This is a genomic window from Neopusillimonas aromaticivorans (genome assembly GCF_030344915.1).
Taxonomy (GTDB): Bacteria; Pseudomonadota; Gammaproteobacteria; order Burkholderiales; family Burkholderiaceae_B; genus Neopusillimonas; species Neopusillimonas aromaticivorans.
In genome coordinates, this window is the sequence record NZ_CP128233.1 from 384,705 (window position 1) to 403,723 (window position 19,019).

At 53.5% G+C, this 19,019-nt stretch carries 11 protein-coding genes and 6 pseudogenes; 3 read left to right on the forward strand and 14 right to left on the reverse strand.

Annotated features, from left to right (window positions below; translation table 11 throughout):
* Positions 1-12: 12 nt before the first annotated feature.
* From N7E01_RS01915 to N7E01_RS01925, 3 genes and pseudogenes are all read right to left on the reverse strand, one after another.
* Positions 13-1,323 carry an exonuclease SbcCD subunit D C-terminal domain-containing protein gene (locus N7E01_RS01915; RefSeq protein ID WP_289174376.1) on the reverse strand — a complete coding sequence of 437 codons (1,311 nt, stop codon included), beginning with the start codon at positions 1,321-1,323 and terminating at the stop codon, positions 13-15.
* 179 nt (positions 1,324-1,502) lie between these two features.
* Positions 1,503-1,910 (reverse strand): lysozyme inhibitor LprI family protein, encoded by a 408-nt coding sequence (locus tag N7E01_RS01920; RefSeq protein ID WP_289174379.1) that lies wholly within the window; start codon positions 1,908-1,910, stop codon positions 1,503-1,505.
* 448 nt (positions 1,911-2,358) lie between these two features.
* Positions 2,359-2,736 (reverse strand): annotated as a pseudogene (locus N7E01_RS01925) (ATP-binding cassette domain-containing protein); the annotation flags it as partial.
* A 131-nt stretch (positions 2,737-2,867) separates the two neighbouring features.
* Here N7E01_RS01925 and N7E01_RS01930 point away from each other — a divergent pair.
* Positions 2,868-4,032, forward strand: a pseudogene (locus tag N7E01_RS01930) (IS4 family transposase).
* 16 nt (positions 4,033-4,048) lie between these two features.
* Here N7E01_RS01930 and N7E01_RS01935 read toward each other — a convergent pair.
* A pseudogene (locus N7E01_RS01935) lies at positions 4,049-5,365 on the reverse strand (ABC-F family ATP-binding cassette domain-containing protein); the annotation flags it as partial.
* Between the two features lie 97 nt (positions 5,366-5,462).
* Between N7E01_RS01935 and N7E01_RS01940 the strand changes: the two are divergent.
* On the forward strand, positions 5,463-5,660 hold the full coding sequence (locus tag N7E01_RS01940) for a hypothetical protein (RefSeq protein WP_289174381.1): 198 nt from the start codon (positions 5,463-5,465) through the stop codon (positions 5,658-5,660).
* Positions 5,661-6,119: 459 nt separating this feature from the next.
* Here the strand turns inward: N7E01_RS01940 and N7E01_RS01945 are convergent, their stop codons facing one another.
* From N7E01_RS01945 to N7E01_RS01965, 5 genes are all read right to left on the reverse strand, one after another.
* Complete coding sequence (locus N7E01_RS01945; protein ID WP_289174383.1) at positions 6,120-6,908, reverse strand: hypothetical protein; 789 nt, start codon at positions 6,906-6,908, stop codon at positions 6,120-6,122.
* Positions 6,905-7,390 (reverse strand): phospholipase D family protein, encoded by a 486-nt coding sequence (locus tag N7E01_RS01950; protein ID WP_289174384.1) that lies wholly within the window; start codon positions 7,388-7,390, stop codon positions 6,905-6,907. Before N7E01_RS01950 ends, N7E01_RS01945 begins: the two co-directional genes overlap by 4 nt.
* 427 nt (positions 7,391-7,817) lie before the next feature.
* Entirely contained in the window at positions 7,818-8,552 is a 735-nt protein-coding gene (locus tag N7E01_RS01955; RefSeq protein WP_289174386.1) for a hypothetical protein, read from the reverse strand.
* A 42-nt stretch (positions 8,553-8,594) separates the two neighbouring features.
* Positions 8,595-9,149, reverse strand: a complete 555-nt coding sequence (locus N7E01_RS01960) for a DnaA ATPase domain-containing protein (protein WP_289174388.1) — start codon at positions 9,147-9,149, stop codon at positions 8,595-8,597.
* Positions 9,149-9,649: a hypothetical protein gene (locus tag N7E01_RS01965; RefSeq protein ID WP_289174390.1), complete on the reverse strand. Its 501-nt coding sequence runs from the start codon at positions 9,647-9,649 to the stop codon at positions 9,149-9,151. Before N7E01_RS01965 ends, N7E01_RS01960 begins: the two co-directional genes overlap by 1 nt.
* A 295-nt stretch (positions 9,650-9,944) precedes the next feature.
* Here N7E01_RS01965 and N7E01_RS01970 point away from each other — a divergent pair.
* Positions 9,945-11,121, forward strand: a pseudogene (locus N7E01_RS01970) (IS3 family transposase).
* Between the two features lie 241 nt (positions 11,122-11,362).
* Here the strand turns inward: N7E01_RS01970 and N7E01_RS01975 are convergent.
* The 5 genes and pseudogenes from N7E01_RS01975 to N7E01_RS19225 form a co-directional block, all read right to left on the reverse strand.
* Positions 11,363-14,569 (reverse strand): type I restriction endonuclease subunit R, encoded by a 3,207-nt coding sequence (locus tag N7E01_RS01975; RefSeq protein WP_289174392.1) that lies wholly within the window; start codon positions 14,567-14,569, stop codon positions 11,363-11,365.
* Positions 14,566-15,687, reverse strand: coding sequence for a restriction endonuclease subunit S (locus N7E01_RS01980; RefSeq protein ID WP_289174394.1), 1,122 nt, complete (start codon positions 15,685-15,687; stop codon positions 14,566-14,568). Before N7E01_RS01980 ends, N7E01_RS01975 begins: the two co-directional genes overlap by 4 nt.
* Positions 15,688-15,695: 8 nt before the next feature.
* Positions 15,696-17,235 (reverse strand): annotated as a pseudogene (locus tag N7E01_RS18240) (type I restriction-modification system subunit M).
* A 181-nt stretch (positions 17,236-17,416) separates the two neighbouring features.
* A complete protein-coding gene (locus tag N7E01_RS01995) occupies positions 17,417-18,616 on the reverse strand; it encodes a phage integrase SAM-like domain-containing protein (RefSeq protein ID WP_289175708.1) in 1,200 nt (399 codons plus the stop codon).
* 195 nt (positions 18,617-18,811) lie between these two features.
* Positions 18,812-18,952 (reverse strand): annotated as a pseudogene (locus tag N7E01_RS19225) (DUF6538 domain-containing protein); the annotation flags it as partial.
* Positions 18,953-19,019: the final 67 nt, after the last annotated feature.

The window sequence follows — 19,019 nt, forward strand, 5'->3', positions numbered from 1 at the left end:
GCCATAACTGGGTCAGTTTAATTGGCCATTAACAGACTTGACCACCTGATGGTAAGCCTGTTGCAAGGCGGGTCGCTGGTCATCGGGGATGTCATGGGCATCCAGACAGCGCTCGAAGACCTCATCAACCGATAAATCATCCAGCGTTTCTTCAGGCGCTGCCATGCTGGCCATGCGATCAACAATCCGGTTGTTCTTGACGCGCAAGATCTCAAGCGACGTATCGGCAACGGCACGGTCCAACTGGTCGCGCAAGTCACCCACCAGATCGGTACCCTCATAAATAATTTCCAGCCAGACCGGCGAACCGGTTTTGGCCAGTTCCTGCAAGCGATTGTCAATTGTTGACCAGTCACCGCGCACGCGTTCCAGCGCCTGAAAAACAGGAACGGGAAGCAGTTGAACGCTGGGCCCGTTGGCACGGGCTGTAATGACCGACTGAGAAGAGGTTATCGACGCATGACTGGCGTTGGCGTTGGCGGGCATTTTTGCATCAGCCTGCGTGAAATCGCCGTCAAATGTAATCAAACACACGCTCTTTTGCTGGCGCGCTTCGCCAAACCCCATAGGAAGCGGTGATCCGCTATAACGGATCAACTCGTTACCGCCCACCTTTTGCGGGACATGCAAATGACCCAGCGCCACATAATCAAAACACGACGGGAAGATACTGGCGGTGACATGGGCCAGCGAGCCCACATAAAGCTCTCGCACGCCATCGCCATCAATCGTCTGGCCGCCTGCCGTGAACAAATGTCCGGTTGCCACAATGGGCACCGGCACACCCAACTGTTCACGCACCGCAACGGCGTGCTGCGCGACGACTTCGTAATGTTGTCGAATGCCCTCCAGCAACTTGCGCTCTTTGTCGTCCGGGCTTTCGCCGGGCTCGACCTGCCGGATATCGCGGTCACGCAAATACGGAACTGCACAAACGATCAGTTCGGGCTGGCTGGTGACATCGCGCAACACCAGAATTTCATCAGCCGGGTTTTGCGCCTGCCCCACCACATGCACATCCAGCGCTTTCAGCAGACTGGCGGGCGCATTCAGGAATGACGGTGAATCATGATTGCCCGCCACAATGACCACATGCCGGCATGGCGATGACACCACTTGTGACAGAAAACGGTAGTACATCGCCTGCGCACGATTACCCGGCGTTGTGGTGTCAAAGATATCGCCGGCCACCAGCAAAACATCGATGTTTTCGCGCTGCAAAGTGTCAAGCATCCAGGCCAGAAACGCCTCAAAGGCCTCATGGCGCTTGCGCCCGTACAGCATGCGCCCCAGGTGCCAGTCGGAAGTGTGCAGGATTTTCATGCGGGTGAGTATAGCGGGGTCTTGACCAACCCGATCCGCATTAGCCAACGCAGACACACCCGAATCAACCCCCGAACTTATCCCCACAAACTGTGAATAACTCTCGGGAAAAGCCTATGAGAAGTCATGTAACTTCAGGCCCCATGAGTATTTTTACAGCCATGGACTCACAATGCGCATCAGTAAAGTTCATTGAACAACGCCAATTCGCCAGCGCGCTCGGCGGTCATTTGCAACATGCACATATTGGCCTGAACTCGTGCCAAAGAGCCACCTTCAGGATCGTAATAAAAGTTGCAGTTTTCATCACGATACGTAATCCAGGCTCGTTGCGTACTGCGCAATTGTGTTTTTCGTTCGGCCGACAAACTGCCCATCAACAACGTGTACTCGGCATTGAGTTTGGCATCTTGCCGGACAAGCTCGGCATTCATGCAGTCAATCATCTCGACAGTCACACCGCCAGACTTGTCCATGCAAGAGGTGAATGTCTTGCTGTATTGAACTGAATCGGGTGCCGTTTCGGCATTGGCGACTCCCGAAAGAAGCACGGCAAACAATGCAGTCGCAACAAAGTAATTTCTCATGTTCTTTTATCCTTGATGAAATTGTCTGCGCATGCAACCGTGTCAAACAGTTGCTGCCGACTGTTAAAACAAGGCGCGCACAAGACAAAAGCGCCTCGAAAGGCGCTTTCCAAATTGCTGACAAATCTTCGTCAGGCGACGAAGGTTTGTTTATGATGCGCCAAGCCTTGGCTATCTGCCACGAGCGGCACCTCGGCCTACCCCTTTGCGATCATGCCCGGCCTGTGCGCCCTTGATGCCGCCACTACTACCCTGCCCAGGCCAGCGAGCCTGTTTGAGGGCCGGCACTGCGGCTGGCTTCACTTTCTCTGGGGTTTTGTCTTTCTTTTCCATTTCACTACCTCACGGTCATGCGGCGACGGCACAGTTGTTATCGCCAACCTCCAAGCATAGGCCACTTTAAAGAATAAAGCCCGTCTTATTGCCACCTAACCGACTATGACCTGAATCAGGCGGCTTTGCGGGCGGACGCCATTTCCCGTTGACGCCGGGCTTCTTCCAGCAGGTAAACCTGATAATCGTCCAGGTCACCGTCAAAGTCTGTGACCCCACCACGCGATACCAGCCAAAACTCGTCGCAAACAGAACGCAACAAAGCTCGGTCGTGGCTGACCAGCATCACTGAACCTTCGTACTCATTTAAAGCGACGCTCAGAGCCTCGCGTGTCGCCAAGTCCAGGTGGTTGGTGGGTTCGTCAAGAAGCAACAAATTCGGGCGCTGCCAAACGATCATGCACAGAACCAGACGCGCCTTTTCGCCCCCGCTCATGCTGCCCACAGGCTGTTTGACCATATCGCCGCTAAAATTGAACGTACCCCAGTAGTGTCCCAACGTTTTCACATTGGGGCGTAATAAGTTAATGATTTACCTTGGTTTTCTGGCATTACAGTCTGGTCTCGATTTGAACGTCGAGGCCATGGCTTATGGTCTTGCGTATCTGTACGCAAAGGACCGCCATGAACCAAGGCAAGCTTGTCTTTTCTCAGCTGATGGCTTTTCTGCCGCTGAGCACTTTTCGTCGTTGCGTGGCTCGCTATCGGGGCAATCACAAGGTCAAGGATTTTTCCTGCATGGATCAGTTCTTGACGATGGCCTTTGCACAGCTGACTTATCGGGAGTCGCTGCGCGATATCGAGCTGAACCTGCGCGCGCAGACCAAGCGGCTGTATCACATGGGCCTGCGCTGCAAGACCGTCTCGCGCAACACCTTGGCCAACGCCAACGCCACGCGTCCTTGGCAAATTTATGCCGACTTTGCGCAGCATTTGATTGCGATGGCACGAACGCTGTATGCGCAAGAACCGCTGGCCATCGACTTGGACGCGACGGTCTATGCTTTCGATGCGACCACCATCGATCTGTGCCTGTCGGTGTATCCGTGGGCGCCGTTTCGTCAGCGCAAGGCTGCGGTGAAGCTGCACACCTTGTTGGACTTGCGCGGTTCGATTCCGACGTTCATCCACATCAGCGACGGCAAGCTGCACGAGGTCAACACCTTGGATTATTTGCAGATCGAGCCCGGCGCCTACTATCTGCTGGACCGAGGCTATCTCGATTTCGGGCGGCTGTTTCTGATCCATCAGGCCGGCGCCTACTTCGTCACCAGGGCCAAGTCCAACACCAAGTTCAAGCGCCGCTACTCCCGACCGGTCGACCGCCTCAACACCAATGTCGTGTGCGATCAAATCGGCGTGTTGACGGTTTTTATTCCAGCAAAGACTATCCCGCACCGCTGCGTCGCGTCGTAGTCAAGGACGACACCGGCAAGCGCATCACTTTTTGACCAACAACCTCGTGCTCGAACCCACGTTGATTGCAGACCTTTACCGACAGCGCTGGCAGGTCGAGCTGTTCTTCAAGTGGATCAAGCAACATCTGCGCATCAAGACGTTTCTGGGCACCAGCGAGAATGCCGTCAAGACGCAAATCTGGATCGCGGTCTGCACATACGTGCTGATCGCCATCGCCAAAAAACGCCTGAATCTGCCCAATAGTCTTCATGAAATCCTACAAATCTTGAGCCTAACCATGTTTGAAACAACGCAGATAAATCAACTGCTTGAAAAACAAGAACCCGATGATGGATCAGAATTCGAGCCTAAACAGCTCGCTCTCCTCTGAAAAACGTTGGGACACTACTGAACGTACCCAGAAAGTTACGCAACCCTTGTTCACGACACTCCATCGCGCTGGGGCGCACGCCAACCGGCGTATCGCGCACCAAACGTATCATGTGCTCCAGCGGGTTATCGGCAGGTCGCAAGACATCCAATTCCTGCTGCGAAAAATAACCGATATTCAACCCCTTCCCCGTAACGATGTCACCAGCAATCGGCTTCAACGCTCCCGCAATGGTTTTCACCAGCGTCGACTTGCCTTGCCCGTTCGCGCCCAGAATACCAATGCGTTGCCCTGCCAGTACCGAACGATTGACCTTCTGCACAATAATCGAAGCCGCCGCACCGGCCGGTGCATCTTCTGGCGGCGGGTAGCCAAAGCTGACATCGGTCATCGACAACATAGGGTTGGGCAGACTGAGCGGCTCTTTGAATTCGAACTGAAATTCAGCGTCGGCCAATATGGGCGCAACCTTTTCCATGCGTTCAAGCGCCTTGACGCGACTTTGCGCCTGCTTGGCCTTGCTGGCCTTGGCCTTGAAGCGGTCAATGAATTTTTGCAAGTGCGCAACTTTTTCTTGTTGCTTGGCATGCGCCGCCTGCTGCAGCACCATCTGTTCGGCACGCATGTCTTCGAACTTGCTGTAATTGCCGCCGTACCTGACCAGTTTGCCCTGGTCGATATGCAACGTGACATTCGTGACCGCATCCAGGAACTCCCGATCATGGCTGATCACGACGATCGTACCCGCATAATGCTTCAGCCAGGCCTCGAGCCACACCAGCGCGTCCAGATCCAGGTGATTGGTCGGTTCGTCCAGCAACAACAGATCAGACGGGCACATCAGCGCACGGGCCAATTGCAAGCGCATGCGCCACCCACCCGAGAAACTGTTGACCGGCCGGTCAAGTTCGGCCACGCCGAAACCGAGTCCTAAAATCAATGCCTGCGCCCGGGAAGGTGCGTCATGCTCGCCGGCGTCGTGCAACGCCATGTAGGCATGCGCCATACGCATACCATCGTCGCTGGCTTCAGATGCCGCAACTTCGGCGCGCGCCGCCAGCAAAGAAGTATCACCCTTTACCACAAAATCCGTTGCACTTTGCTCTGTTTCAGGCATGTCCTGCGCCACTTGCGACATGCGCCATTGGGCCGGAATGGAAAACTCGCCACCATCTTCATGCAGCGTGCCATTCAGTACCGCAAATAACGATGATTTTCCCGCACCGTTGCGCCCGACCAAACCCACCTTTTCGCCCGGGTTAAGCGTTACGGAGGTTTTGTCGAGCAATACTTTACTGCCGCGACGCAAGGTCACGTTCTTGAGGATAATCATCGTTGTTCCGTGTATTCTTGTAGTACCAGTCAGCCCGCACAGCAGGGCTGAATTTTTATGTGGCCTGCCTTGATGCGGGCCCCACACCGAGGAAAAAATGAAAAAAAACAGCGCACCCGATCCGGACGAAATGGCACTTATCGAGTGGTGTATCGAAGTTGAGGGCTTTCTGATTGCCGCCGGCGCAACCTTGCGTCAGGCACAAGACCACATCGAAGACCAAGCCGAATGGTTTACGGACCAGTTCTACGACGGCCTGACGCCAGAAGAAGCGGCCAAAGAGGCGTTGAATTGATTAAACGCATTAATTTGCGCATAAATTTGGAACATCGTGCGTTCCAAATGGTGGTGTAGTACCCGCCGGCATGGCAAACTGAACGGCAACCCAAGCGACAGGCAACAAAAAAGCCCTTGAAAAACAAGGGCTTTTTTGTTAATACTGGCGGAGTTGGAGGCTGCCAGTTGATCAATCTTGTCAGCCAAAAACTGCAGAGCCCTTCGCCGTTCGGACTCAAGCTCATGGTGATGGTACGAACCAGTCGTCTGACTGCGTTCTGTTCTGTATACGCCAACAACAACTCAACCATATCACGACCAAAACCATGCTCACGCATCAGTGTGGCAGCCGTTGATCGCGTTCCATGAGGGGAAAACATGGGGCCCGGCGGGCGTCACAGTTGCCGGCTTGGTTAGAAAAGAAGACTTGGCCGACTTCGCCTGCTCGCAGGAGAGACTCCTGCAAGCAAAAACCCAGTTACCAGTAGGCGTAATTGAACACTGCGTCCAGCTCAGAAAGGTTCTTCAGGCCAAGGCCACCCCGCACCAACTCAGCCTTGTCGCAGAACTCTTCGTACATTTTCGGCGTAACGTTCAGCTTTGAAGTCCTAAGTGGGAATTGCGTGAATCCAGCCATATGCATGCCGGAGACCGAGTTCTGGTTCAAGATGGCGAAGCGCTTGTTGTCAAAGGTATGAAGGATTTCAGACATCACATTGGGACCGACATGCGAAGCACTGTCGAGCCAGCCGGACAGGATGCTGTACGCTGTGCTGGGTCTGGTGGTAAGCGTCAGATTACGCTCAAGGTCCTGCAGTGCTGATTGCACCTTTGCAAAGTTATTTGCCACCGTCACCCGGCGTCGACTCAGGCTACCTGAATGCCAAGCGGGGGGCAGTCCGCCTCTTCTGCCCACCAGCCCCTCGTATTCCGCAAGGAACCGGGCCATCGTCAGCGCGTGGTCGCGCGCGATGTTGTCTAGGTGTTGCCGGGCCGTGCCAATACTATTGGCGCGTCTCTGAGCCTGAACCGTGAACCCGTACGTACTATTGTCTGCCCTCATCAGTTCGAGGACAGCCGCAAGCTCCCCTAGGTACGGCGCTCCAGAAATCGGCCGAGTCTCTTCACAGGCACGCCGTGCCCGATTCTCGGCAGCTTTCCGATGCAGCGCGTAGAACTCATAGCGACGCGCGTACTCGTCAAGAGCTTCGGTGGTGGCCTTCTCGATTTCGCCGGCTTTCAACAAATCGTCAAACAGAGAAGTCAAGTCGTCGCCGAGATGGCCGGCGTGCTTGCTGGGAACCCGGGTGCCTGACTTGTAAGCCAGAGATGCCTCGTGATTGAGCGACAGCCCCCTTGCGTCAGGTTGGCAGAGCCAACAATGATGCGGTACGTTTTGTCCGGATAGCCAAAGTAGTAAATCTTCGGATGGAAGGTTGAATTAGCCTTTTTACCGCTGACGTAGAGCTCCACTTGGTTCGGGTAGTCGTTCACCAGTTCCTGAACCACATAGAGAAAGTCGGGGTCCGTGTGGTAGAAGTCAAACCCGACCACGAAGCGACACGTCAGCTCTTTCTTGTCCAGTTTTTCAATGAGCTGGTCCCGGAACAGGTCGAGGCCGTTTTCGTTGGCGAAGGCAACGAAGCACTCGAAGCGGACAGCGTTTTCCAGAAAGCTGTTGACTTGGTCGGTGTGTTGACTGCCTTGTACCAAATTGGTGACGAGCTCGATGGATGCGTTTGCTGACATAGTGAAAAATTCCGAAGTTTCTGTGGAGACAGTTTGCCTCAGAAAAGGCAAACTGTCTCCATGGTTGTTGGGTGTGGGGCTGCAGTTTTGCATGGCATGGCACGTACTGAATCCGCTGGCCTAGCTAAGCTAGACTGGTCCAACAGCAGCCAGCGCATTTCGCGTTCGCTCAACTCAGCCAGATCGCAGGTTCGGAAAACAAGGCTTTGGGCACGCGTACCGTCCCAGACCCAGACCTGGTGCATTGCATCACAGCCTTGCAGTGCGTACAACGCCTCCTCCAGCATCGTTGTTTCTTGATCACTGGGAATGAAATGAAAAGGTGATGACTTGCTGTCTCCTGTCTGGGTGGACAGGAGACGTTAAGACCTACGTGAAGGGCTTTGCGTTTCCTGCTCCTCAAGTAACTCTAGTAGGTCCTGCTGCGCTACTTCACGTGCAAGAAGCGCAGCCCCCAACCATCCGCAATGGCTTCACAAAACTCATCAGCGACATGCGGGGTATCACGTACTTGACGCAAGATGTAGAAAACCCGGGTGCCCTTGTAGTTCATGGCAAACAAGAATGCGAGATTGAGCTGGAGGGCTGAATTAACGGTCCTGAAGTAGCGTTTTACCTGAAGCCAGGTGGCCCTGTGAACGTATGGAGTCCCTTCGTAAGCCGCATCAGCGTTCTCATCGCACAATTCAAGTACAGCTTTTCTGCCGTTGCCAATATTGATATGAAAGCCCGTGTCTCCCTCTTCTGGAAAGGCAACCCTGCGTAGAAAGTCCAGGAAATTGGCACGAAACTCAGCCGAGGTCACTAGCTCAATCTTTTCTGAAGCGACCGGCTCATCGTTTTCTGCAAGGTTCTCAACCTGGATTTCGACATGCTTTTCGGAATCCACAATATCAATCGTCCACATGCCGTCCTCAAGAATAGGCTCAACAAGGACGTTCTCAACGAAAAGGACGCTACAGTGAACAAGCACCTTGTCATTTTCACGAGTCAACCTGATCTCAAAAAACTTTTCTGTCTCGCTTGCTTCAGCACGAAGCTTATAGACAATTGACTCCGTTCCCCTCCTGGGATTTGCGTCGCTCTTGCTGTAATTCCAAGTGCGGCCGTCAGCAGCAGTGTAGGTAACGTAGATATCACCTGCTTTTTCAAAATTAATCATGTTCTCTCCTCAATGGGTGGTTCAGTGTTGGCGCGAGGTGCTTTACTGCTCATACGTATCCAGCGTCACCAGCTTTTGTGACATCAGGTAATCTTTCAAAGTACAGGCAGCCTGACTGTCGTTCTGCAAATTCAGCGTGACGATACTTTTTCGTTTGGCTCGGCTTCTGGCTTTCAAGATGTCCAGCATGGCATCGGCAAGCTCGGGACGCTTAAAGAGCTGATCAATGTCATCAACCGCCAGAATATATTCGTCCTCGAAACGCCGCTTCCATACGGGCCAGTCATCAAAATACATGGCGTCGTCATAGGTAGTCTCAAATCGGGAGGCCGACAAAAAGCTCAAAGCATTTGAGTCGTACTCCATTGCCAGGTTCGCTGCGGCGTTCAGGAGATGGGTTTTGCCCGAACCTTTGCCTCCTGCCAGTACCAAGGCCGACACGCCATACGGAAAAGACTGTCCAATGTACTTGGCCGCAGCAGCCCTGGCTCTGCGAGCGTGCAAGCGGTAGTCGAAGTTACGGAATGTGAGATTGCGCTTAGGTCGTAGTGCAATCGCATAATGCGGTTCCATATCCTCCCAGTACAGACGTGTCATTACTCACCTTTTTCCAACAACTTGCGGATCAACCGGACGTTCTTCTCAACCGTGCGTAATCGGGCATCGAACTCTTTCACATGGTCCTCGTCAAGCTGGCCGTCCTCTTTAAACACGTCTTCCATCTTCTCCTGAACCGTTACTATCACGGACTCGGCGAACTCATCGGCCGCATGCTCATCATCCCAGTAACGCAGGAGGATCAGTTCAACCTTTTCGCCTGAGAGATCTGGGTAAGGAAAACAGAACGAGATGTTGAAGCTGATCGCAGCACCCACCGTGGACCAGAAGCGTCGGATCTCCCCAACGTTTTCACAGGCGTGCTCGAACAACGCGTTGTGCAAATGCAGCTCTTCATCCACATCCTCCCTGGCGACCAGGCAAGCTGTTCTACCGTTCAAGAATTTGATGTATAGTCTAGGCTTGCCATCGGTGTCTTTGTACGCCGGCTCGCGGTTTGCCACGCCATCAACGTAGGTTTTGAGCGAGTCCTTGAACACTTTGGCGTTGATGGGTTGATCTGCCGATGAAATTTTTTCGCACTCATAGTTTTTCCTGTCCGCCAGTTTGAAAAATCCCGCATGGATCTATTTTTTAGATCCATGCGGGAAATATAGCATATCGTTCGCCAAAAACAAACGGCTGCAACAAAATAAATTTGTGCCCATCTTTCGCCCCAAGTTTGAGGCAATTCATTTCGTACAAAGACTGGGTAAATACTCAACTGAGCTTCCCTGATATTTCGTCTTCCATCTGGGTGACATATTATTAACGTCACTTGAAGGAAGATGAGCAATGAAGATACCTCGACAGTCATACACCCTGGAGTTCAAGGAATTAACCGTCAAGCGGGTCAAGGATGGGCAGTCGTTTTCAGCGGCTGCCAAGGAGCTTGGCATCAATGAGCAGACGTTACGAAACTGGTCGAACGCAGCAGCTCGTGGTGCGTTGACAGGCTCTTCAAGCAAGCCAGTTTCTGAAGAGCAGATGGAGCTCTCGCGACTACGGGCTGAGAATGTCAGACTCAAGCGTGAGAACGAAATCATAAAAAAGGCAGCGGCGTACTTCGCGAAAGATGCACTGTGAAGTACGCCTGGATTGATCAGCATCGTCAGGAGTACGGTTTGGCACAAATGTGCGGCGTCTTGGCGGTCAGCGTCAGCGGCTATCGCTGCTGGAAGCGTGGTGGTACGCCTAGCCGCAAGCGGTTGACGGATGCGCAGATGCTGGCACTGATCAAGGCGATCCATGCCGAGCTCAAGGGCGCCTATGGCAGCCCGCGCATGCTGAGGGAACTGCGAAACCGGGGTTCTCGGCCAGTAAAGCGCGGGTGGAACGATTGATGCGAGAAAACAATGTGCGAGCACGGCACAAGCGCCGCTACAAAGCCACAACGGATTCGAAACACAGTCTGCCGGTGGCGCAAAACTTGTTGGATCGCAACTTTACGCCCAGCGCGCCGAATGAAGTCTGGACGTCCGACATCACCTACCTGTGGACAGATGAAGGCTGGCTGTACCTGGCCATCGTTCTGGATCTGTTTAACCGGGAAGTGGTTGGCTGGTCTTTGAAACCACGCATGACTGCTGATATTGTGACCGACGCACTGACCATGGCCTGGTTTCGGCGCCGGCCAGCTGCGGGCTTGATCCATCACTCTGATCGGGGAAGTCAATACGCGAGCCATGCCTTTCAATCGCTGTTGTCGGAATATGGCATGACTTGTTCGATGAGTCGAAAGGGTAACTGCTGGGACAATGCACCAACGGAAAGCTGGTTCAACAGTTTCAAACACGAGCGCGTCTTTGGTAAACGGTTCCAGACACGAGACGAGGCCAGAGACATGAGCTTTGAATACATTGAGGTGTTTTACAACCGGAAAAGGCAGCATTCAACTCTCGGATATTTATCGCCAAGCAATTACCTGCACCGTTGGCTTAGTCAGCAAGCAAAGGAAAAGCTGGTAGCATGAACAACGCCCTTTGGTAGACGAAAAACAGAGGGAACCTCAAACTGCTTGGCTGACAAACGAGAACACTACTAGAAGCACATCTTTAGTTTCATCGTTTGATGGCCAAGCAGGAACTCTATGGAGATGCCTTCCTTGATTAAAAGTAAGACAGGACCACTGTCAGAAATAACATCTGGTTGGCCGACAGTGATGATTGACAGCTTCTACCTTGTTTGCGTCTGTCTATTTTTTTCTGTTAGCTTCAGTTGGCTCCAGTAGACATCCCTTGATAGACGCTTTGTCCTGCCCCAAAGTAGTTCTCATAGATATGGGCGTAGGTCTTCACTCGTTTGTTCTTCTTCAGGTCGGACGAGTAGGACTTGGGCAGCTTGAGGTAGAAGTCCCGAATAGTTCGTTCGACATCAGCCTTGGTCTGGGTCTTCAGTCGCCAATCCAGAACCAGCTTCTCGGCTTTCAGCTTGGCGAGCAGCTCTTTGGCAACCTTCTTCACTTCGTCTTTTTCCTTATCGCTCAGTTCCGGTTCCGGCTGGGTCAGAAGGTCGAAGATCGCCAGCTCTTCCTCTGATAGGCTCTCACGGTGTGCCCGTTGTTCCTCTTCAGTCAGATTTTGGGCGAAATCCATCAGTTCCTTGAAGAAGGCTTCGAGGTTGTGGCTGGAGGCGTTGTAGGACTCGATGAGCCTCTGGAACTTCTCCAGAAAGTCGATCCGACCCTTGTTCTCCCGGACCATCTTGTCGAGCTTCTTCTCGATCTGGCCCTTCAGCTTCTCGGTCTCGGTGGCCTTCTTGCCTTCCTCGAACTTCTTCTGGAGGGCAGCAAAGTCGATCTGCGAGAGGTCGATCAAAGACTCAGCGGCTGGTCGCTCCCCTATGCGGTAACCCTCGGTAGCAATCGAGTCATCCAGTAAGGCATCTAGGTCACTCATCACCCAAGAGATGTCGGGTGCAGGACGTAACGCCTTGATCATGGCCCCAAGGTAAGCCACCAGGACAGACATGGGGGCGTAAGCATTGGCTTCGGCATCAGGCAAAATTGCCTTGAAGGTACGGGCTACCTGACCTGCCAAGAGTAGGTACGCCTTCACCTTGTCTTCCCCGGCTTCGAGGACAACATCCATGGCCTTCTGGAGGGCTTCCAGACGCTTTTCTGGCGGCGTGTTCACAACACCCTTCAGATCAATGTCGAGGCCCGTACAAAACGATTCCGCCTGTTTGAGAAGCTCCTCCAGTTGCTCGACCAGAGCCGCCTTGTCGTTGATCGGTAGTTGCCCTGGCTGGTTGGGCTTAGCGTAGATCCGCAGGGCATCCTGAAGGTTACGGAAGATGCCCACGTAATCAACGATCAGACCGGCACTCTTGCCCGGTGCCACACGGTTAGCCCGAGCGATTGTCTGCATCAAGGTGTGATTCCGCATCGGCTTGTCAAGGTACAAGGTTGAGCAGGTTGGCACATCAAAGCCGGTGATCCACATAGCGCAGACGAAGACCAGACGCAGAGGGCCATCGGGGTCTTTGAACTTTTCATCCAAGTCCTCACTGATCATCCGCTGCCGGTGCGGCACGATGTCCAGCCCCTTGGCCTTGAGGTCATCGATCTCGTTCTGGGATTGCGACACAACTACGGCCATGTCGGTGGTCTGCATGACCTTGATCTTCTCGGTTAGCACCTCCTTGGCATCCCCAGTGGCTGTCTTCAGTTGTGCTTGAAGATCAGCTAACTGCTTCTTCCAGTGGGCTTGTACCTTGTCGTACATCCGCACAGCAGTGGCCTTGTCGATGCAGACCATCATGGCCTTGCCCCGGTAACCTCGACCGAGGAAATGCTTCACCAGATCGGCAGCGACGGTCTCAAGTCGCTCATCACGGGTGATCAGGTGGTACTCACGGGCGAACTCCCGTTCAAGCTTCTTCTCTTGGGCCTCATCCAGTTCGGCCTCTTCGAGGAGCTTCTCGATGTCCTTGTTCAGGTTCTCGTTGGTGATCTGAAGCTCAGGCGTTCTGTTCTCGTAGTAGAGCGGCACTGTGGCCCCATCCTCAATGGATCGGGCGAAGTCATAGACAGACACGTAATCCCCGAAGACTTCCCGGGTGCGTTCTTCCTCCCCGGCAATCAGCGGCGTCCCGGTGAAGCCAAGGAAGGCAGCATTCGGAAGGGCATTCCGCATGTTTAGCGCGAAGATGTCGTACTGGCTGCGGTGGGCTTCATCGGTGATGACGATAATGTCGCTGCGGTCGGAAATCTGCGGGTAAGCCTCGCCTTTGTCCGTGTGGAACTTCTGGATCAGACTGAAGACGTAGCGTTGATCCTGCGACAGGAGCAACTTCAGGTGTTCCCCACTGTTGGCCTGTACCTCTGCTCCAGAGATCGCACCGGTTGCCGTGAAGGTCTTATAGATTTGATCGTCCAGTTCCGAGCGGTCGGTGACGATCACGAAAGTCCATTTGCCGGGTAAGGTGCGGAGAATCTTCTGGGTGAAGAAAACCATCGAGAGGCTCTTGCCGCTCCCCTGCGTGTGCCAGAAGACCCCGAGCTTCTTGGCTGCTTCCACATCCCCGGACTCTCGCAGCTTGATCATCTGGGCAATCGCCTTGTTCACGCCCAGGTACTGGTGGTTCTTGGCCACCTTCTTTATCAAGCCGCCTCGTGCCAACTCGAACAGCGTGAAGTTCTCCACAATATCGAGCAACCGCCGCTTATCGCAAAGACCACGAATGGCTGTCTCCAAGCTGGTGGAACCTGCCTCTGTCTCATCGTCAATCCGCCGCCACTCGAAGAAGTGCTCCCAAGGGCTGGTCAGGGTGCCCACCCGGGTCTGTGAACCATTGGACAGCAGGATGAAGGCGTTGGGATGAAAGAGCTGCGGGATGCTCTGGCCCTTGTAGTCCTTCAGGTTGTCGTCGTAGGCAGACTTCAGGGGAACATGCGGTCCCTTCAGTTCGATGAAAACCAAGGGAATCCCGTTGACGAAGCCGAGCAGGTCACAGCGACGCTTGTACATTTCCCCCGATATCCACATCTGCTGGGTAAGGAAGAAGTCGTTGTTCTCAGGTGTGTTCCAATCGATGACCGAAAGCTCGACCGTCTGCGGGTTGTCTTCGTCGTCAGTAATCTCCACCTTCACCCGATCCCGCAGCAGCTTGTAGAAGGCTTGGTTGGCATTGACTGGTATCTGCTTCGAGCGATCCTCGGTCAGTTGCTCGATGGCCTGTTCGTAGGCTGCAGCCGGGTAGCCGGGGTTGATGCGTTCCAGCGCTTTGCGAAGTCGAGGCACGAAGATGACCTCGGCGGCAGACTTGCGGCCTTCCGTACCATCTGGGCCAAAGGTCTCGTTGTAGAGGTTGGCCGTCTCCCAGCCAAGGGATGCAAAACAGTTGATCGCGGGTAGCTCGACCAGTGCGAGCTCCCCGTAGCTGGCTGTTACTTCCTTGGCTGTGAGAAAGGTAGTCATGCTGAGATGGCCCCCTCAGGTTCGTGCAGATGGGAAACGTTGAGTTCACCAGAGATGAGCTTAGGGAGTAGAAGGTCTCGGGTCGCGCGTAGGTTAGCGTTTTTTTCGTGAAGCTTGTTTGCGAGATTGAACATTGGTTGTATCAGCGAATCCGCCTCCAAGCATAGTTCACTAGGACATCCCACAACACGTAGCGAAGCCAAGCCATCGAGGGTGAGTTGTGGTTGTGCGGCTCCACCCAGAACAGTTTTGATTGGGGAGTATGAGGAAAATAATTGAGCAAAGCCATGGCTCGCACCAGCAAATCTTCCTTTTGGCACAACAACAAAGGAGTTGTTTGTCACGAATGCTTGTTCAGTCGTACGCCAAACAGTCCCGCTACCATTTCCTCGCGACGTAATTAAGCATGTTGGTCCTGGCACCACATATTCGTCGTGTCGACCAATCACCCCTCCACCACCGTAGACAGGGTATTTTCCATCTGAGCAGAGGTTTTTCGTCGGCAAGGTTTTGCCATATCTGACGTCGAAGAGCTCGGTGAAGGGGGCGATTCCCCACCCCTCCGGGATCAACCCCAGTTCCGACTCCACCATCTTCACCTGTTCATGCCCCGGAAAACGGAAGCGGACAAACCACTCCTCGTAGATTCTCCGGGCCATTTCCTCAAGGATGGCGATCCGTCGCGTGTTGTTTTCGATCAGGTCATCGTAGGCGGATAGGATGGAGGCGATGCGGCGCTGGGTTGAGACGTCAGGAATTCTTGCTGGAACACCTTTAAGGACAGTTTGTGTAACAAGCGGCTGTGCTGCACCGCCCGCATATCGGTTCAGCCCGAGTTCCTTCAGCAGGTAGTAGAAATATCTGACATCCCCGCTCTTGGGCTTTGCCACAATCGTGTTATCAGAAGCCCAAAAACGACTCTTGCAGTACGCAACAGAACCACAGTATGCTCCAACACGTCCGATGACAATGGAGTTGTCATATTTCCATTCGGAAGAACCACCGATCAACCCATTCGAGCCGTAGGCTGGATAATCACCTTCCTGACCGGGCTTGATTGCCTTGCCATTGAAAAAATCCACTACATCGGCAAGGGTTACATCGAAAAATTCAGCCATACCTATCCTCAAGAGAGTAAGGCCGTAACTTGGCCGCTGATTTGCTCTTGAAGTTCGTTTGCTTCGCCATTCAGCCTTTCGAGTTCCTCCGCGAGGGCTTGGAATTTTTCAGCAAAGTCGAAGTCGTCAGCAAGTCGATCTGCCACTCCGACGTAGCGCCCCGGATTCAAGCTCCATCCCTGCGCTTCAATGTCCGCCAGAGTCGCTACTTTGCACACCCCAGCGATGTCCCGATAGATACCCTCAGGGAACTGCTGCTGGAGCATCCCTTGGCTACCCTCACTCGTTTCGGCAGCCTCACCACGCCACAAGCGCACGATGTTGGAGAGAAACTCGATCTGCTCTGGCAGGAAGTCACGGATTGCCCGGCTGATCTGCCGGAAGTAGCCCCGTGCATCGATGAACAGTACTTTGTCCTTGCGCTCCCCTTGGTCTTGGCCTTGTCGAAGAACCACAGGGTGCACGGCAGGGTCACCGTGTAGAAGAAGTTGGAGCCGATCGAGACGATCACATCCACGCCCCCGGTCTGGATCAGCTTCTTGCGGATTTCCAGTTCAGTTCCCCGTGCATCCCCCGCCGAGTTTGCCATGACGAAGCCAGCGCGACCCGATTCGCTCAGGGCGGTGTAGAAGAGTTGAATCCAGAGGTAGTTGGCGTTGTCGGTAGTCGGGATACCAAAGGGAACCTTGGGTCATCCTTCACGCGCTCCTTATCGACACCCGAGACATTGAACGGAGGATTCGCCATCACGAAGTCGAACTTACCCACTGCCATGTGAGGGTCTTCGTAGTAGGTGTTGGATTCCCGGATGTCTCCAGAGAGGCCATGCACCGCAAGGTTCATCTTGGCGAGTTTCACAGTGTCGCCGGCCTTTTCAGTACCAAAGACGGTAAGTTCTTCGCTGGCTCTTTTCTGATGCCGATGCACGAAGTCAGCACTCTGAACGAACATTCCTCCGGAGCCACAGGCCGGATCGAAAATCTTCCCGTGGAAGGGTTCGATGATTTCAACGATCAGTTTGACGATGCTGGTCGGTGTGTAGAACACGCCGCCCTTTTGACCTTCAGCCAGCGCGAATTTGCCTAGGAAGTACTCGTAGATTTTCCCGAAGGCGTCTCCCTCGATTTCCCCGAGGCTGTTCATCAGACGCAGCAACTCGATCAGGACGACATTGGGGAGCTTGCCGTAGGAACGAGGCAGAACACCCTTCAATTCCTCGTTCTCCAACTCGACAGCCGCCATCGCTTCATTGACAGCCTTGCCTACGTCTTGCCCTTCGGCCAAGTCCAGCAGGTAGGAAAAGCGGGCATTGTCGGGCAGGTACAGCGCACCCTCGGCCTGATAGTCGAACTTCTCGATCTCGGAAACATCGAGACCACCTTCGATCAGCCTAGCCTCAGCCTCATGGAATCGCTTCTCGGCGTAACGCAGGAAAAGCAGTCCAAGGACAGGGTTGGAAAACTCCGAAGGCTTCAGGCCAGTGTTGGCCCACAGTTGGTCAGCAGCAGCCCACAGCCGAGATTCGATTTGGTTCAGGTCTATTGTCATTCTTTCTTTGCTAGGGAAGTCTTTTGTTTACCGAGTGTAACCCGCAGCGTTTAGCAAAGATAAATTAAGCAATTAATCACGAAGCCAGTCAAGACATCCCAAAAGAGAACGTAGTGACTGAAAAGCTTTACATTAGCCTCTACAAATCAAAGGATTATTAACCCGAATTCAGCCAACCGCACTACCCCACGTTGGGAGGTGAGATGACCTCAGATAAATCTAGGCCTCTCACGCCAAATCGATTAATGGCGTCTACTAAAGGAAGTAGAGGATAAAACCCTGAACCGTATGAACGACTTACGCTTGCATTCTTGTGCCCAGTTAACGCGTCATGGACATCCTCTGGAATTGAGCACTCACGGCAAACATCCTTGAAGGTGTGCCTGAAGGAGTGAAAGACCAAAGCTGGGTCTGTAATCTTGACTGTCTCTCGCAAATACCGATGAAACCATTTAGACCAGTTACCTGAGCGATTCCCCTTCACATCAGGAACCAACAACGGAAATAACCACTCTTCCCTGCGATCCCGCAGGTCTTGAACATAATCCAACAACCCCAGCCGAATCAATTCCGGGTGTATGGGAGTGCGGCGAATTGAACCGTCTGTTTTAGTATCTTGCTCTTTGTGTTTGCGCTGTATTAACCAATAAAGAACCCCTTCCTCTTCACGTAGATCATCCAATCGCAACTGACAGAGCTCCTCTTCACGTGCACCAGAAAATAGAGCCATAAGTGGCAACCAATAAGCGGCCTCACCCTTTCCCCCTTTGGGAATTTTCTGACCTCTGTAAACTGGAGAGGAGAAGATCAACTTAAGATCAGCTAATCTGAATGGCTCACGATCCTGTCCATCAGTTTTACTGGCCTTTGGCGGCTTAATCTTCGATGCGGGGTTGTATTTGATCAAGTTCCTCTCGACCGCAATCCCTAGCAACGCCTTGATCGCGTTCATGTGCTTTTCGACCGTGGCAGCAGCAAGGCCTTGCCCAGTTAGCCAATCGCGGTACTCAACGATGTGAACCGACTCGATATCGCAAACCGCCAAGTCGGGGTGCTTCTCGTTGAACCGCGCAACCGCCCTATCGAACTCCCGGATGGAGGCATCCTTGGGTTTCTGGCGGATCTTCCAAGGCTCGATGAGATCTGCAATGAACTGCTTCGCCTTGGGCGCTACCACCTTGAGGGGCGCAGGAGATGCCACCGGAACCCCTTCGGTTCGTAGACGTATGGTCTCCAGTGCCTGCAACGCTGCCTGACGAATGCGGTAGCAGAGCGTCTTGAACGGGTCACTGTTGCGCGGCATCAAGACGGACTGGCGAGCTAACCAATCGGAGGCGATGAATGGCGACAAACCATCCCAACCCTGTTTGGTTTCGAGCATCAAGAGACTACGGAGCGATTGGGGCGTGTGAGTTATCCCCAAGAGAGACACGTATTGCGAATCCGCGCCACTTGCATCGATCCTGTACTGCTCGTCCTGGCGCAGCCAGTCGACAGCCCAAGCTTCAGCGAGCGAGGAAATGTAATCATCAGTGAAGAATGAGGAAACTGCGGACTGACCTTTGCGAAGCTCAGTGATTCGCTGGTCATGCTCTAGCGTGAGCTGAAGGCACTTGGCCTTGGCTTCGGTGAATTCGCTAGCCTGAAGGTTGATCCAGACCTGCTCCTTACCATCGAAAACCTCACGTACATCTTCTGGAATGTACCGGTGATACCAGTACTTTTTGGCTCTTCATCATTAAAGGGGGACACCGACATTCATTAGACTTGTTTTTGCGAAGAAA

Bases quoted from the DNA above. Each gene is read 5' to 3' on its own strand.
- N7E01_RS01995 (WP_289175708.1), bottom strand. From the start codon at position 18,616: ATGCTCGAAACCAAACAGGGTTGGGATGGTTTGTCGCCATTCATCGCC.
- N7E01_RS01960 (WP_289174388.1), bottom strand. From the start codon at position 9,149: ATGACACGTCTGTACTGGGAGGATATGGAACCGCATTATGCGATTGCA.
- N7E01_RS01950 (WP_289174384.1), bottom strand. From the start codon at position 7,390: ATGTCAGCAAACGCATCCATCGAGCTCGTCACCAATTTGGTACAAGGC.
- N7E01_RS01980 (WP_289174394.1), bottom strand. From the start codon at position 15,687: ATGGCTGAATTTTTCGATGTAACCCTTGCCGATGTAGTGGATTTTTTC.
- N7E01_RS01955 (WP_289174386.1), bottom strand. From the start codon at position 8,552: ATGATTAATTTTGAAAAAGCAGGTGATATCTACGTTACCTACACTGCT.
- N7E01_RS01940 (WP_289174381.1), top strand. From the start codon at position 5,463: ATGAAAAAAAACAGCGCACCCGATCCGGACGAAATGGCACTTATCGAG.
- N7E01_RS01915 (WP_289174376.1), bottom strand. From the start codon at position 1,323: ATGAAAATCCTGCACACTTCCGACTGGCACCTGGGGCGCATGCTGTAC.
- N7E01_RS01920 (WP_289174379.1), bottom strand. From the start codon at position 1,910: ATGAGAAATTACTTTGTTGCGACTGCATTGTTTGCCGTGCTTCTTTCG.
- N7E01_RS01975 (WP_289174392.1), bottom strand. From the start codon at position 14,569: ATGACTACCTTTCTCACAGCCAAGGAAGTAACAGCCAGCTACGGGGAG.